This window comes from Streptomyces sp. CHD11 (genome assembly GCF_018638295.1).
In the GTDB taxonomy this organism is placed as follows: domain Bacteria; phylum Actinomycetota; class Actinomycetes; order Streptomycetales; family Streptomycetaceae; genus Streptomyces.
The window spans coordinates 340,213-355,055 of sequence record NZ_JABTTS010000003.1; the positions used below are offsets into that span (position 1 = coordinate 340,213).

The 14,843-nt window shown below is 73.2% G+C and carries 14 protein-coding genes and 1 pseudogene; 6 read left to right on the top strand and 9 right to left on the bottom strand.

The window, feature by feature from the left end:
• Positions 1 to 52 precede the first annotated feature (52 nt).
• Positions 53 to 1,753 (top strand): glycosyltransferase family 39 protein, encoded by a 1,701-nt coding sequence (locus tag HTV45_RS05105; RefSeq protein WP_215204369.1) that lies wholly within the window; start codon positions 53 to 55, stop codon positions 1,751 to 1,753.
• A gap of 10 nt (positions 1,754 to 1,763) precedes the next feature.
• On the opposite strand, the gene HTV45_RS05110 is transcribed toward HTV45_RS05105, so the two are convergent.
• Both HTV45_RS05110 and HTV45_RS05115 read right to left on the bottom strand, forming a co-directional pair.
• Positions 1,764 to 2,177, bottom strand: a complete 414-nt coding sequence (locus tag HTV45_RS05110; RefSeq protein WP_215204370.1) for a DUF3662 domain-containing protein — start codon at positions 2,175 to 2,177, stop codon at positions 1,764 to 1,766.
• Positions 2,178 to 2,307: 130 nt separating this feature from the next.
• Positions 2,308 to 2,469, bottom strand: coding sequence for a hypothetical protein (locus tag HTV45_RS05115; RefSeq protein ID WP_215204371.1), 162 nt, complete (start codon positions 2,467 to 2,469; stop codon positions 2,308 to 2,310).
• Positions 2,470 to 2,642: 173 nt separating this feature from the next.
• Here HTV45_RS05115 and HTV45_RS05120 point away from each other — a divergent pair, with 173 nt between their 5' ends.
• The 3 genes from HTV45_RS05120 (at position 2,643) to HTV45_RS05130 (ending at position 6,873) form a co-directional block, all read left to right on the top strand.
• Complete coding sequence (locus tag HTV45_RS05120) at positions 2,643 to 3,560, top strand: MurR/RpiR family transcriptional regulator (RefSeq protein ID WP_215204372.1); 918 nt, start codon at positions 2,643 to 2,645, stop codon at positions 3,558 to 3,560.
• 397 nt (positions 3,561 to 3,957) lie between these two features.
• Positions 3,958 to 4,332: a hypothetical protein gene (locus HTV45_RS05125; RefSeq protein ID WP_215204373.1), complete on the top strand. Its 375-nt coding sequence runs from the start codon at positions 3,958 to 3,960 to the stop codon at positions 4,330 to 4,332.
• Positions 4,333 to 4,473: 141 nt separating this feature from the next.
• Positions 4,474 to 6,873 (top strand): SpoIIE family protein phosphatase, encoded by a 2,400-nt coding sequence (locus tag HTV45_RS05130; protein WP_215204374.1) that lies wholly within the window; start codon positions 4,474 to 4,476, stop codon positions 6,871 to 6,873.
• Between the two features lie 52 nt (positions 6,874 to 6,925).
• On the opposite strand, the gene HTV45_RS05135 is transcribed toward HTV45_RS05130, so the two are convergent.
• Both HTV45_RS05135 and HTV45_RS05140 read right to left on the bottom strand, forming a co-directional pair.
• Positions 6,926 to 7,537: a peptidoglycan-binding protein gene (locus tag HTV45_RS05135; protein ID WP_215204375.1), complete on the bottom strand. Its 612-nt coding sequence runs from the start codon at positions 7,535 to 7,537 to the stop codon at positions 6,926 to 6,928.
• A gap of 76 nt (positions 7,538 to 7,613) precedes the next feature.
• Positions 7,614 to 8,459, bottom strand: a complete 846-nt coding sequence (locus tag HTV45_RS05140; RefSeq protein ID WP_215204376.1) for a hypothetical protein — start codon at positions 8,457 to 8,459, stop codon at positions 7,614 to 7,616.
• Between the two features lie 711 nt (positions 8,460 to 9,170).
• Between HTV45_RS05140 and HTV45_RS05145 the strand changes: the two genes are divergently transcribed.
• A complete protein-coding gene (locus HTV45_RS05145) occupies positions 9,171 to 9,587 on the top strand; it encodes a Zn-ribbon domain-containing OB-fold protein (protein ID WP_215204377.1) in 417 nt (138 codons plus the stop codon).
• Between the two features lie 67 nt (positions 9,588 to 9,654).
• Here HTV45_RS05145 and HTV45_RS05150 read toward each other — a convergent pair whose 3' ends face one another.
• A complete protein-coding gene (locus tag HTV45_RS05150; protein ID WP_215204378.1) occupies positions 9,655 to 10,035 on the bottom strand; it encodes a PPOX class F420-dependent oxidoreductase in 381 nt (126 codons plus the stop codon).
• 10 nt (positions 10,036 to 10,045) lie between these two features.
• Positions 10,046 to 10,538, bottom strand: a pseudogene (locus HTV45_RS05155) (SAM-dependent methyltransferase); the annotation flags it as partial.
• 283 nt (positions 10,539 to 10,821) lie between these two features.
• Between HTV45_RS05155 and HTV45_RS05160 the strand changes: the two are divergent.
• Positions 10,822 to 12,192, top strand: a complete 1,371-nt coding sequence (locus HTV45_RS05160; RefSeq protein ID WP_215204379.1) for a S1 family peptidase — start codon at positions 10,822 to 10,824, stop codon at positions 12,190 to 12,192.
• 339 nt (positions 12,193 to 12,531) lie between these two features.
• Here the strand turns inward: HTV45_RS05160 and HTV45_RS05165 are convergent, their stop codons facing one another.
• From HTV45_RS05165 to HTV45_RS05175, 3 genes are all read right to left on the bottom strand, one after another.
• Complete coding sequence (locus HTV45_RS05165) at positions 12,532 to 12,717, bottom strand: hypothetical protein (protein WP_215204380.1); 186 nt, start codon at positions 12,715 to 12,717, stop codon at positions 12,532 to 12,534.
• Between the two features lie 165 nt (positions 12,718 to 12,882).
• A complete protein-coding gene (locus tag HTV45_RS05170) occupies positions 12,883 to 13,578 on the bottom strand; it encodes a L,D-transpeptidase family protein (protein ID WP_215204381.1) in 696 nt (231 codons plus the stop codon).
• A gap of 421 nt (positions 13,579 to 13,999) precedes the next feature.
• Positions 14,000 to 14,803 carry an SDR family NAD(P)-dependent oxidoreductase gene (locus HTV45_RS05175; protein ID WP_215204382.1) on the bottom strand — a complete coding sequence of 268 codons (804 nt, stop codon included), beginning with the start codon at positions 14,801 to 14,803 and terminating at the stop codon, positions 14,000 to 14,002.
• Positions 14,804 to 14,843 lie beyond the last annotated feature (40 nt).

A 14,843-nucleotide genomic window follows, 5' to 3' on the forward strand; every position in this document is an offset into this window, starting at 1 on the left:
AATGCCGCGGTGGCGCCCCGGTGGGGATGCGCGGGTGGGAGAGTGTGCCCCCATGAGGGATCTTGTGAAGGCGGGCCGGACACCGGACCCGGGTGCCGGTGCCGGTGAGCCGGGCTCGGAACGGGAGGGCTCGCACCGGGAGGGCTTCCGCCTGACCGGCTCGGGGCGGCGGTGGCCGGTGCTCGTCGTCGTGGTGCTGCTTCTCGTGCAGATGGCCGTGGCGATGGTGACCGCCGCCGTGCGGCAGACACCGACGATCGACGAGCCCGTGTACGTGGGTACGGCCGCCGTGTACCTGGAGGAACACAGCCTGCGGTTCAACCCCGAGCATCCGCCGCTCGGCAAACTGGTGATCGCCGCGGGGGTGGCGGTCGCCGGTCCGCACCTGGAGCCGGGGTTCGGCGGCGACCAGGGCGAGTTGGGGCGGAGGCTGCTGTACGAATCGGGGAACGACCCGGGGCGGCTCATGTTCTGGGCCCGGCTTCCGGTGATCGTCCTGACCCTGTTGTTCGGCCTCGTCGTGTTCTCCTTCGCCCGCGAACTGGCCGGGAACGCGGGCGGTCTCGCGGCGCTCGCGCTGTACTGCCTCTCACCCGACGTGATCGCGCACGGTTCCCTGGCCACGCTCGACGTGCCGGCCGCGGGGTTCGCGCTGACCTCCGTGTGGCTGCTGTGGCGGTCCCGCCGGCGGCCCCGGCTGCATCTTCCGTTCGCCGGGGCGGCGTTGGGGGCAGCGATGGCCACCAAGATGAGTGTGCTGCCCGCGCTGCCGGTGCTGGTGCTCACGGCAGCCGTGTCGGTGTGGTGCGCGGCCGGGGGCGACCGGCGGCGCCGGCTGGTGCGGGCGGCCCTGGGCGCCGCGGCCTTCGCGCTGGTCGCGGTCGCCGTCGTCTGGGTCGCGTACCTGCTCGTCGATCCCCGGTTGCGCTGGAGTCCGCAGCAGGTGCCCGTGGTCCGCGGGCTGCGCGGGCTGCTGGTGAACCTGCTGCCGTTCCCCGAGCCGTACCTGGACGGCATGCGCCTGCAGTTCCAGCTCGAGAACCGGCCGTGGCAAGGGTTCTTGTTCGGGCGGGTGTACGAGGGCTCGCTCTGGTACTACCTGCCGGCCGCGCTGCTGGTGAAGACACCGCTGGGCATGCTGGTGCTGTGGGCGGCGGGCGCCGTCACGGTGGTGTCGGTGCGGCGGTTGCGGCCGGTGGCGCCGTATCTGCTGCCGGTCCCGGCGCTTGCGCTGGCCGCCGCCATGGTCGGATCACGGAACTTCGGCACCCGGTACGCCGTGTTCCTGCCGATGTTCCTGGCGGTGGCGGCGGGCTGTGTGCTGCTGCTCCGGTGGCGGTGGGTGCCGGTGGTGAGCGCGCTGCTGGTGGCGTTCGTGGCGGTGAGCTCGCTGCGGACGTTTCCCTACTATCTGCCGTACTCCAACGAGGCGTTCGGCGGCCCGTCGAAGACCCGGCTGCGGCTGCACGACTCCAACGTGGACTGGGGCCAGGATCTCGGCCGGCTCGCCGACCGGCTGCGCGAGCGGTACCGGGGGGAACGCGTCTGGCTCGTGTACAAGGGCGCCGGCGTGCCCTCGGCCTACGGCATCGACGCGGCCGACCCGCGCCGCGTGCCGCTGGGGAGGGTGCGCGGGGTGCTGGTGGTGTCGAACTCCGCGGCGGCCAAGGCGACAGGCCGGCTGGCCGAGCTGATCGGGAGCAGCCGGCCCGTCGACGACGTGGGTCACTCGATCACGGTGTACCGGCGGTGAGGGAGGACCGTCAGCTCCGGCCCGGCGCCGCCGCCCGCTGGAAACCGTCCGCGCTCACATGGGGCATCACGCTGCTCGCCACACGGTAGCCGCCGCCCGGCACGTCGGCGGACCGGCGGACGTGCACGGCGAGCGGACCGGCCCACTCGTAGCCGTGCCGCTCGGCGTGCCGGGCCAGCCGGTCGGTGAGCACCTGCCCCACACGGCCGCCCCCGCGCATCAGTTCCTCGTGCACCGGTCCGGCCAGTTCCACGTCGTAGGCGTTGGGCACCAGGACCCGGCCGGCCCGGCAGACCACGGCGTTGCTGTCGCACTCGTGCCGCAGGGCATCCACGAGTTCGACCGGGTCCCGGGCGAACATCCGCGCCCACAGGGACTGCCACCGGTTCTCCAGCGTCTTCTCCAGCGCGCTCAGGGCGCTCATGTCTTCACCTGCCGAAACATCGTCACGTCGGGGGCGGGGGTGCGCGGGGGATGCCGTGCGGTCCAGGCCGCGGGTGGGTGGCCTCGCCCCGTCAGAACGCCGCGGCCGGGGCGTCGTCAGCACGGCACGCCTACCGCTCGTCGTAGTCGTCGGGGCGGATCTCGGCTTCCTCCAGCGCCTCGCGCATCGTGCGGCCGGTGCCGCCCTGCTCCCGCGTGCCGGTGTCCTCGCGCTGCTCGATCGTGTCGTCGGTGTCCCGGGTCTTCGGCCGGTTCTCCTCGGGGACGGTCATGTCCGCTGACTCCTCGTATGTCCTGGGGTGCGCCTGTTCCGCTGTGTCCGCGGGTTCCCTGCGCGGGCGTGGATATCCCCCGGGAAGCGGGCCGGTGTGCTCCGGCGGGCAGCCTGACCGTCACGGTGCGTGGGCTATGTTGAGCATTCGTGGGAGACGAAGGAGGCACACCGGTGCCATCGCCGCAGCAGGCACGCGCACAGGCATCCGCGATCACCTCGGGGAAGGCGGGCCAGGACGCGGAGTTGTCCCCGACGGCCCAGCTCCGCGCGCTGTTCGACCGGCCCCGGCTCTCCCCCGGCCAGCGGCGTATCGCCCAGTACCTGATCGAGCACATCGCCGAGGCGGCGTTCCTGTCGATCACGGATCTCGCGGACCGGGCCGGGGTGAGTCAGCCCTCGGTGACCCGGTTCGCCTCGGCGGTCGGCTTCAGCGGTTATCCCGCGCTGCGGGAGAAACTGCAGTCGATCACTCTCGGCGCCCGGACCGGCGGCCACGCCGAGGAGGCCGGGGGGAACGAGTTGCAGGCGGCGGTCGACGCGGAGATCGAGAACCTGGAGAACCTGCGGCGCGACCTCGCCGACGCCGACCCGGTCATCGAGGTGGGCCGCCGGCTGTCCGCGTCCACGCCGCTCACCGTGCTGGGTCTGCGCATCTCCGTCTCGCTGGCCGAGTACTTCGCCTACGCCGCCCGGCGTATCCACCCGGACGTGCGTCTGGTGACGCGGGGCGGCAGCGTCGCCTACGACGCGCTGCTGCAGTCACGGGAGGCGGGCGGCACCTGGGTGCTGGCGTTCTCCATGCCGCGGCATGCCCAGGAGACCCTGACGGCGGTGCGGGTCGCGCGCAGCGCCGGGCTGAAGGTCGCGCTGATCACCGATCTGGCGCTGGGCCCCGTGGTGGACGAGGCCGACGTCACCTTCGCCACCGGGACCGGTTCGCGGCTGGTGTTCGACTCCTACGCCGCTCCGGGCGTGATGTGCGCGGCGCTGCTCCAGGCCATGACCGACGCGGACCCCGAGCGGACGCAGGCGCGGCTCGACGAGTACGAGCATGTCGCCGACGAGCACCAGTTCTTCCTCAGGGACTGAGAGCCGTTCCTTGGGCGGGCGGCGGGATGTCCGCTTCGAAGCACGCATGAATGTTTTCATACGTCTTGCAAACCAGATGGCATATATAAATACTGCTCACGGATCGCACCTCCGGTGGCCCGGGGGCCGCGCTCCAGCACCCTCGTCCCTGACCCGTTCCGCCCGGAAGGCCGACGGTCCGCCCATGCGCCGCACGCACCGCTCACCGCGCCGGGCACCCGTCGCGACCGGGCGCCTGCACGACACCCGAAGCCGCCGGCTCCTACCCGCACCGGCGGCCAGGGTGTTCGGCCGGGCTTCCCTTGGCCCGGCCACTCGTGGCGGCCCCGGTCATCCCCTGGACCGGGGCCGCCCCACCCCGTCGTCCACGTAAGACGACACCCGCACACCGGAAGCGATGATCATGTCCCTGACGTCCACGCGCCTCAGTCCCGACTGGCCCTGCCAGGTCAAGGCCCCCGGCAGCTACGACTGGGAACGCTCTGCGGCGAAGTGGCTGCGCGAGCTGGTGCCTGCCCGCTACGCGAGCTACCCGGCGTTCATCCGGCACCCCGTCCTGCTGGGCCGGCATGCCCAGATCCAGGTGGAGCACGAGATGCGGGTGGCCCGCACCGCCCTGCAGACCGCACGGGCCGATCTGCCCCGGGCGGGACTGCGCGAAGGAGTCATCGAGCACACGATCAAGCTCTACGCGGCCGAGGTCACGCAGCTTCAGCACATCGCCCGCAGCGTACGGGCGGTCACCCAGGCCCTGGCCGACGCCGGCCGCTGACCGCACGGCCCCCGCGGCCGCCCGGCGTCTGCCGGTGCACGACCGTGGAGCCGCCCGGCGCCTGCCGGTGCGCCGCCGGTGTCCGGAACCAAGGCCGGCCATCCGGCCAACGAAACCGGAGTGGTGTGCGATGCTCGTCGCGTGAAGAGCGAGCCTGTCGTCCCGGCAGGGTCCGGTTCCGCACCGGACCTGGTGGAACTGGCCAGAATCGTCGCCCAGCAGCGCGCCGAGCTGGACCGGCTCCGGGAGCAGGCCGCGACCTCGTGTGTCGTGGAGCGTGCCAAAGGCGTGGTGATCGCGCTGACCGGCTGCACCGCGGACGCCGCCGGCGAGACCCTGCTCCAGCGTGCCAAGGCCGCCCGGCGCTCCCTGCTCGAGGAGTGCTGGATCACCCTGGGCGGACTGGCGCCCGCCCGGCCGGGCGGCACGTCCCCGGGCCGGTCCGGCGACGGCAGGGACACCACGCCGGCCGGCCTCCCCGAGTACGACCCGCCCGCGGCACCGTCCGCTCCGGACGACGTCGCCGACGCACTGACCCGCCTCGGCCGCGCCCTCGTGGGGATCGACACCTACCAGGACCTGGCCCACTGTCTGCTGGACCACTTCGGGCCGGACCTGGCGGCGGACTCGGTCATGATCTACGCCCGCCGGACCGGCGGTGGCCTCGAACTGATCGGGCACGCGGGCGTCGACGAACGGCTCGCCGCCCGGTGGCGGCAGGTGCCCCCCTTCAGCGGGGTCGCCGTGCTGGACGCGATGGACGCCGGTGAACCCCGCTGGCTGGAGGACTTCGCCTCGGACAGCGCGCGGTACCTGCTGATCGGCGAACCGCCCGAGCGGTGGCTGTCGCGGGCCTGGCTGCCGCTGTCCGCCGGGGACGGCACCGAGGTGTGCATCGGTGTGCTGCGCAGGTCCCCCGGCGCCTTCACGGAGCGCGACCGCATCCATCTGCGGGGCACGGTCCGTCTGTGCGCCGGCCGGCTGCGGATGTTCTCCGCCCTGCCGGAGCCCGCCGCCGACGCGTCCCCGGACGCCGTGCAGACGCTCTTCGCGGCACTGCCGGTGCCGGCCATGCTGCTGACTCCGCTGCACGGCCCCTCCGGTGACACCGCGGACTTCCGGATCGATGCCGCGACGGCGCAGGCCGCGGACCTCCTGGGCGGGAGCGGCGCCGTGGCCGGGCGGCGGCTGCGGGAGGTGTGGCCCGACGTGACGGACGCGCCGGTGTGGCAGGGCTGTCTGGACACTCTGGCCGGTGGGGCCGCGTACGAGGGCGAACCCTTCGCCCACCAGGAGACGGTGGACGGCGTCGCAGAACTCGCCACCTACTCCGTACGCGTGACACCGCTGGAGGACGCGCTGGTCGTCACCTGGGTCCGCCACGACTCCTCGGACCGCCAGGAACAGCGGCTCGCCGAACTGCAGCGGCTGGGTGACCTCGGCTGGACGAACTGGAATCTGGCCACGGGCGAGGTGTCCTGGTCGACACAGGTCTTCGCGATCCTCGAGCGGGATCCGGCGCACGGCCCGGTCCCGCTCCCGGACCTGCCCGGACTCGCGGTCTCCGACGACCGGGCGGCACTGCAGCGGGCCGTCGGCGCCCTGACCGGCCAGGGACAGCCGTTCGACGTCCCGTTCCGGGTCCGCGGCGAGCGCGGCGTCCGGCACCTGCGTCTCGTCGTCGAGGTGGTGGCCGAGGGGGACGGCACACCCGTGGAGGTGCACGGCATCCTCCAGGACCTGACCGCACGGCGGCGGGCCGAGCTGGCCCTGATGGAGAGCGAGCGGGCGATCCTCACCCAGCACGATGTGCTGCAGTCCGAGCGGGCCCTGGTCGCCCGGCTGCAGAACGCTCTGCTGCCGCTGCCCGAGCGGGCGGTGCGTCTCTCCGGGCTGCGCGTCGAGGTCGCCTACCTCCCCGCCCAGGCGGGCGTCCACGTCGGCGGTGACTGGTTCAGCGCCATCGAACTGCCGGACGGTGACGCCCTGTTCGTCATCGGCGACGTCGCCGGGCACGGGGTCGGCGCCGTCGCCACCATGGCGCAACTGCGCTTCGCCGCGAAGGGCATGCTCATCACCGGCTCCTCGCTGACCGGCGCGCTCGCCCGGCTCAACGCCCTGCTGCTGCATTCCAGCGACACCCATGCCACCGCGACCATGATCCTGGCCCGTTACCGGCCCCGGGACCGGCGGCTGCTCTGGGCACAGGCGGGGCACACACCACCCCTGCTGGTGCGCGACGGCGAGGTCACCTATCTGCGCCGGCCCCCCGGAATGCTGCTGGGCGCGGCCATCACCCCCCGGTACGAAGAGGCCGAGTGCCGGCTCGAACCGGGCGATCGCCTGCTGCTGTACACGGACGGACTGGTGGAGCGGCCTCCGGAGATCATCGACCTGGGCCTCGACCGCCTCGCCGAGGCCGTCACGGCCCGTCCGGACGACGAGTCCGGGTCTCTGGGAGCGCTGCTGGAGACCATGCTCGAGGACGGACGCCGCGACGATGTCTGCGTCCTGGACATCCGGCTGCCGCGGCAGCTCTGAGCACCGCGGCGGACGAGGGCGGGCACCCCGGTGGCCGCCGGCCGGGGGCCGTTCATCCCGCCTCCCCCGTACGGGACTCCAGCGCCAGGCGGGTGTCGTCGCCGTAGACGCCGGTCTCGTCGCCCTGGATGCCGTACCAGAGCTGGAAGCGGGCGACGGCGGCCGAGAGGGTGGCGTCGTAGCGGCCGTCGGTGGAGCCGGCCCGGTAGACGTCGGGGACGCGCAGCAGCCGCTCCTGGAGTTCGGCCACCTCGGGCCCCGCATCGCCCTCGCGGAGGAACCCGTCCTCGGCGCGGTGAGGCGGCGCCGGGGGCGCGGAGGCGGACGGCCCTGGAGCGGGAACCGCGCGGTCGTCGCTGTCGCGGTCCATGAGCAGCAGCGCGCACCCGAAGCCGGCCAGCGCCGCGGCGGCGACGGCGAGGGTCAGCACGGTACGGCGCGTCCCCGGCGGCCGGTCGGCGGGAACGGGCGGCAGTTCCTGTGTCCTGTCCTCCGCTCCGGCCGGCGGCCCGGGCAGTGGTACCGGCTCGTAGCGGCCCTGTTCCCCCTCCTCGAACTCCCGGAACAGTTCCGCGAGCGCGTCGGTGCGGCGCGGGCGCAGCACGCGGATGGGTTCGAGGGGTGGTCCGTCGTGCTGCCGCCCGGACCCGGCCGGTGTCGTCACCTTGCTCTCCTTCCGTCCGGTGCGGGGGGGGGTCGGCCGCCCACGGGGAGAGATACGTGACGAAGACCCCGCGGGTTCAGCCGCCCGTCCCCGAGGCGTCGCGGAGGAAGGCGCGCAGGGACGTCACCACCGCCGACACGAACGCCTCCCGGCCCGCGTCGTCGAGGGCGTCGAGGGACAGATACGGGTTGAGGTCCTCCAGTTCGACCAGCAGCAGTTCACCGTCCGGCGCACGGCAGGCGTCGACGCGCTGGATGCCGTGGGCGAGGGTGTTCCACTCGATGAACTGCCGGGCGAAGTCCAGGTCGTCCGGCGTGGGTTCGTAGCGTTCCAGCTGCCAGCGCCGCTCGGGGTCGGGGGTGTGGAGGGCGTACTGGAAGGAATGGTCGACGAAGGTGAAGGAGACCTCGTAGGCGAAGTCGATGTGCGGCTGCACCAGGACGTCCCCGTCGACGAGGCCGCGCACCTCGCCGGCGGGGACGACGCGCAGCCCGATGGAGTCGGCGCCGCGCCTGGGCTTGACCACGTACCGTTCCGCCGCGGGCAGCCGGCGCAGGTCCTCGGGCCGGTCGACGGTGGGGATCACCGGACGGCCGGCCGCGGTCAGGTCGAGCAGGTACTGCTTGCCGGCCATGTCGCCCCGGCCGGTGAGCGGGTTGTAGACCGGCACACCGGCCGCCAGGGCGTGCGCGCGAAAGGCGTCGTAGGCCTCCTGGTACGCCAGTACCGGACCGCTGTTGCGCACGACCACGGTGTCGAAGCCGTCCATGAGGGCGACGGTGTCCCGCGGGTGGCACAGGGCGAGATCGACGTGCTCGCGCAGCCGGGAGGTGAGGAAGATGTCCTCGTCGCAGTAGCGGCGCCCGCGGGCCGGGTAGGCCAGGTCGGTGACATAGAGGACGCGGGGACGGGCGGACGGCATACGTGCTCCTCGGCGAGACGGTGGTCCGATCATAGGGACGGCCCGCACAGGAGTGCGGTGACGGTACCGAGTGCCGTGCCGGGCGGGCACCGAGTGCCATCACCGGTTTCCGGCTTCTCGTCGTTCCCACCGCGGCCGGGAGCCGCACCGCCGGAGCTCGTGGACGGCACGCGGTACCGCCGCCTGGTGGCGGCGGCTTCCGGCTGGTCCTGGAGCGGGGGTACGAAACAGACCGCGGTGGACGGCATCGTGGCGCTCGCCGGGGCGGGACGGCAGTCTGCGGGCGGATGTGCTCGCGGCGGCCGTGGTCGCGGCGGCCGTGGTCGCGGCGCACGACAACGCCTCGCGTTCCCGGCTGCGTTCGAAGGGCCGGGGGACGCGGGGAGCGCGGTGGACCACGCGCTGGAGCATGTGCGGGAGGCGTTCGGCGGCACGCAGGCGCCCACCGTGACCGGGCGGCCCGGCGGCCATGGTGGTGGTCGTCTCACGGCGCGGCACACCGCTGTGGCGGGTGGTGCGGGACCGGAGTCCGCGCCCGGCCGCGGCCGGCCCTTCTCCGTACGTGCTCCCAAAGGAGAGGGTACGGAGTGCCTTTACGGGTGACACTCAGTGCCATACGCTGACTCCGCACGGAGGCACGTCATACCGGGCACGTGTGCGCCGGGCGACCGCGCACGCGGGAATCCGGCCGAGCGCAGGGAGTTGACCAGCGTGTATCACCACTCAGGAAGCGTCACGCAGCAGGCGGCCGGCTCCCCGACGGGTGTCCTCGATGCCCGGGGCACCGACCGTGCGGTGGCCATGGTCTACCAGCGCTGCACCTGGTGCGGCACCGCCATGTACCACCGGCTGCTGTGTCCGGTCTGTCAGTGCAGCGAGCTGCGTACGGAGCACAGCGAGGGCATCGGCACGGTCCGTCACTCCACGGTGCTGCACCGGAACACCCCGGCGGCCCGCAATGTGTCGCTGATCGAGATGGCCGAGGGATTCGTGGTGCGCGGCCGGGTCATGGGCCCGCCCATCGGTATCCACAGCGGCGACCGGGTGCGGCTGTCCACAGCGCAGGACCCGGTGCGGGGCGAGCCGGTCTTCCAGATGCTCGACGAGCCGTTCCGGGCGTGGACCTGACGGGCCGTGCGGACCCGGCGGACGGCCGGGCGCGGTCCCTGGCGATCACGGGAGGGCGCTCCGCGCCTCAGAGGGTGATACGGATACCCACCGTGCCGTCGCGACCGCGGCGGAGGCGGCTGCCCAGGAGCGTCAGCCGGCCCAGGACGCCGTACTTGCGGGCGAGCAGCCGCCGGTAGCGGTCGGTGGTGGCCTGGTCGCAGATCTCCGCGGTGGCGGGAACCTGGTCCCCGGTCGGATTGCCGCGCACGTCGCACGGACCGACGAGGACCCCACCGCGGGCGCGGATCCGCTTCACCTTCCAGGAGTCGGCGACGGTCCACACCCCGAGCGCGTCACCGTCCCGCACCACCCACACCGGCGTGGCCACGGGCGTCCCGTTCTTGCGGTAGCTGGTGAGCAACAGGTACTTCCCGGTGCCGAGCCGGTCCCGCAACGCGTCGTTCATGGAAACGAGTCTAGGCGTCCGCCCGGCGGGCGACGAAGACGCGCTCGCGTCCCGGGCGGTCGGGCGCGTCCCGCACCTCCTCCAGGGCGAAGCCGTGCCCGGCGAGGTCGGCCCCGGCCTCCTCGCGCCGCCGGAAACGCGGGGCCGGGTCCGACGTCGGCACCGTCGCCTCCGCGGCGAACACCCAGGTCGTACGGAACGTCACCAGCGGGCCGTTCACGCGCGTCACCTGGTGCCGGTGCCCGACCGTGCCGACGCCGGGTACGTCCGTCCCGCGGTACGACTCCTCGCGGGTCCATCCCTCCCACGCCCGCCGGGCCGGATCGCGGGTCTCGAACACCAGCCGCCCTCCGGGCCGCGGCGCCGCGCGGGCGCCCCGCAGCGTGCCGTGCCAGGCAGCCGGGTCCGCGATGGTCTGGGCGAGTTCGCCGTCATGTCACCAGGTCCACGGCGAGCGGGGCCAGGGCCGTCGCGTCGCCCTCGGTCCAGCGGACCCGCGCGGCACGACCGGCTCGGCGAGGGGTACGTCCATCTCGGCCACCCACAGCGGCAGCACGTCCGCGGGGTGGGTGCGCCGCTTCATGCTGGTCCGGCGCCGCAATGGGCGGCGAAAGCGGACATCCGGCGGGGTCCGCGGGCGCGGTGCTGTCCGCGCGGCGCGGTTTCCCGCCGGGATCACCTCCGCGCTGAACGCCGGGGCTCCGGGGCCCGTATGGACTGAGGGCACCCGACTCCGGGCAGGCCCCGCGGTGTTCGCACCGTGCCGCAGAGGTTCGGGAGCCATGCATGAGGCACGCACGACGACGGGTGGTCCGGCGAGTGACACGGCTGGCGGCCGTCGGCGGACTCCTCCTGGGGGCCACCATGGTCACCCGCGCCGTCGCCAGTGAACCCCGGGTGCCCGAGGCCGTCCCGTTCTCCACCGCCGAGGAGACGCCGGTGGGCCCGGGCGCCGGCCTGGTGTCACGGCTGGGCACGTCCCGTACGGCGGGCAGCTGGATCGGTGCCGACGGCCGCACGGTGGTCGCGGTCACCGACGAGAAGGCGGCGGCCGAGGTGCGCGGGGCGGGCGCCGAGGCGAAGATGGTGCGGCACAGCATGGACGACTTCAAGTCCGCGGCGAAGACACTGGGTTCGGCGCCGCGCGTCCCCGGCACGGCCTGGGCCATGGACTACCGGTCCAACGAGGTGGTGGTCCGCGGTGACAGCACGGTGTCCTCGGGCGACTGGTCCGAGCTGACCGAGGTGGCGGACGGCATCGGCGGCTTCGTGCGGATGGAGCGGACCGGGGGCACGTTCACCACCCGCCTCAACGGGGCCCAGCCGATCCTGTCGACGGCCGGCCGCTGCTCGGCGGGCTTCAACGTGACCGACGGCGAACGGGAGTTCATCCTCACCGCCGGGCACTGCGGGCCGGACGGATCGGTGTGGTTCGCCGACGACCAGGGGCGTCAGGAGGTCGGCACCACGATCGGCGGCAGCTTCCCCGGGGACGACTACTCGCTGATCGAGTACGCCGGAGGCCGGGCCGGCGAGGGCGCCGAGGTGGTGGCGGTCGGCGACGGCAAGGGCGTACGGATCACGGGGGTGGCGGACCCCGCGGTCGGGCAGCGGATCTTCCGGAGCGGCAGCACCAGCGGACTGCGTGACGGCGAGGTGACCGCGCTCAACGCGACGGTGAACTATCCCGAGGGCACGGTCGGCGGTCTCGTCGAGTCCAATGTGTGCGCCGAACCGGGCGACAGCGGCGGCCCCATGTTCTCCGAGGGGATCGCGCTCGGTGTCACCTCCGGGGGCAGCGGTGACTGCGCCACGGGGGGTACGACGTACTTCCAGCCGGTGACGAAGGCGCTGTCGGATCTCGGCGTACGCCTGATCGTGGCGCCCGGGGCGGACGGGGACGCCGCGGCGCCGTCCCCCGCGCCGTCGGAGGCGGGGGCGGCTCCGGACACCGCCTCCCCGGGGTCCTCGACGCCGGTACGGGGCATCGTCCCGGACCCCTCGACGCTGCTGGCACGGCTGGCCGACCCGCAGAACGTGGGACCGGGCCTGCTGGTGATCGGGGGCAGTCTGGTCGCCCTGGTGGCCTCGCGGTGGATCCGGGCGGAGCAGGACCGCAAGGCCTACCGGCGTCACTACTCGGCGACCTGGGGCTGAACGGACCCGGGTGCGCGCCGTTCGGCCCACCGCGAGCAGCACGGTCGCCATGGCCGCCGGCGGCAGCCCCGCCACCTGCCGCCGGGAGACGCGCGCACCCAGAAGGACGGGACCGAGGCGGACGGGGGGTGTCGGCCGACCGGCGAAGGTGACGGCGGAACGCGGGACGCGGCGCGACAGGACGGCGCCGGTGATAAGGGGCACCTCCCGGCTCGGGCGAAGCCGGGAGCCGGGGTGACGATGCCGTGGCGGAGGGCCGAGGAGAATGCGAGAAGGGCACCCATGTGTGCGGGGGTGCCCGGTGGACGGGTGGCGAAGCCAGGGCCGCCTACTGAGCGCTCAGGCGGCCCTGGCGGGCTGCGGAGGAGCCGAGGCCCACTCCTGGACCAGGCGCTGGTACTCCTCGCGCTGTTCGCCGCTCAGTGTCCCGCCCGACCGGAGCCACAGGGCCCGGATCTCCTCGTTGACCTCATCAGCCGATCGCTCGGAGGAGGGTTCAACAGTGGTGGACATGCCGTGAAGCATACGGCGCCAGAGGTGAAGACGCTGTGAGTAATGGCACGCATACCGGGCATTACCGACAGTGTTGCTGATCACGTCCATCTGCCGTATCTGCCATGGAACGTGGGCGAGTTCACAGCACTCCGCCCCCCGGACCCCGCACCGGGCCCGGAGAGCCACGGGCCCCGGTCAGGTGCCCGGCTTGCGGCCGTACACGAAGACGTCGTCGCCCTTCCTCAGCAGCGACCAGTACTTCTTGGCGGTGACCCTGGTCATGTTGACGCAGCCGTGCGACCCCGGAGGGTTCCACATGCTGACGCCGGCCGAGTGGAAGGCCTGGCCGCCGTCGAAGAACTGGCTGTAGGGCATCGGCACGTCGTAGATCGTCGAGACGTGGTCGATGTTGCGCCAGTAGACCTTCTTCAGACCGGTGCGGGTCTCGTACCCGTCGCGTCCCGTGCGGACCGGCACCGGGCCGTGAACAAGCTTCTTGCCGTCCTGGATCCAGCTGAGCTGGAGCGTGAGGTTCACACAGGCGATCCGGCCCTTGTTCGTCGGGCACTTGCCCGCCTTGTTCGGCTTCTTCCCGACCGCCTTCTGCTTGTTCATCAGGTTCATCACGCCCCAGGTGACGGGTCCGGCGTACCCGATGTCGGGTGTGATGCCGTGCTTGGTCTGGAAGGCGCGGATGGCCTTGCAGTCGGCGGACGACTGCTTGCCGTCGACCGGACGGCCGAGGAATTTCTCGACCTGCTTCTGGTACGGGCCCTTCGAGGTGGTGCAGCTCGCGGCCTGCGCGGGTGTCGCACCGAGCGCCAGCGTGAGCGGAGCCACCAGCGCGGTGACCCCTACGGCTACGGCGCTTCGTCTACGTGTGTCCCCCATGGTCTGTTTCGCCTTTCGCAGCGGTGGCGCAGGGCCTGCGCACTCTGCCAGGTAGACGACCGACCGGGACAATCGGTTGTACGGACCGGACACACCGCGACCGAACGGTGACAGTGGGCTGCGGGGCGCAGCGGACGCGCCGCGGGGAACCGGGGCCGAGGCTGCTCGCCCCGGTGCGCCTCGACGTCCTGTCTGCACGGTCGACGGCGGTCCGGGCGAGGAACGGGTGGCCGCCTTCGGCCGGGTGGGACCGCGGGCGGCGTTCAGCGACCGGCGGAGGTCGCGGGAGGACGGGGAGCGCATGGCCGGGGTGCCGGGGTGCCGGTGTGGGCTGTGTGGGCTGTGTGGGCGGTCACCGATGTCCTCGGAGGGCGAGGACCCCAGTAAGGGCACAACGGGGGTCCTCACCAGCTCGTCGGTCTTACCGCCGGCCTCCCGGCCGGGGCACCGCCCGGCCGAAACCGGGGTTCACCGCGGTGATCCCCCCGTCGACCACCAGCGTGGTCCCGGTGATCCAGGACGCGTCGCGGGAGGCCAGGAAGGTGACGGCGGCCGCGATGTCCTCGGGTTCGCCGACGCGGCCCAGCGGATAGACCCGCCGGAGCGCCTCGAGGTCGTCGTCCCGGCCGGCCCAGGCGCGGGTGCGGACGGTCCCCGGCGCGACGAGGTTGACCCGGACACCGCGCGGGGCCGCGTGTCCGGTGAGGGTGCGGGTGAGGGAGATCAGGCCCGCCTTGGCCGCGCTGTAGGCGTGGTTGCCGAAGTCCTGGAGGCCGTTGACGGAGCCGACGCTCACGATGGCGCCCCGGCCGGAGGCGGCGAGGTGCGGGAGTGCGGCGCGGCAGCAGCGGTAGGCGCCGGTGAGGGTGACATCGAGGTCCGCGGCCCACGCCTCGTCCGGCTCGTCCTCGAAACGGGGAGCGTCCGGTGTGCAGTGGGCGGCGTTGTTCACCAGGACGTCGAGCGCGCCGAAGGTGCTCACCGCGTGCGCCACGGCCGCCTCGACCGAGGCCCGGTCCGTCACGTCGCAGGCGGAGGCCACGGCGTCGAGCCCCCGCTCCCGCAGTGCCGACGCCGTCCCCTCCGCCGCGTCCTGGTCCACGTCGGCCACCAGGACCCCCGCCCCCTCCTCGGCGAACCGCAGGGCGGTGGCGGCGCCGATGCCGCGTGCCGCCCCGGTGATGAGAATCCCGTACCCCTCGAAGCGCCGTGTGTCCGTCGTCATGGGGTGACGGTAGCCGCCGGGACGATCACGGCGGCAGAGG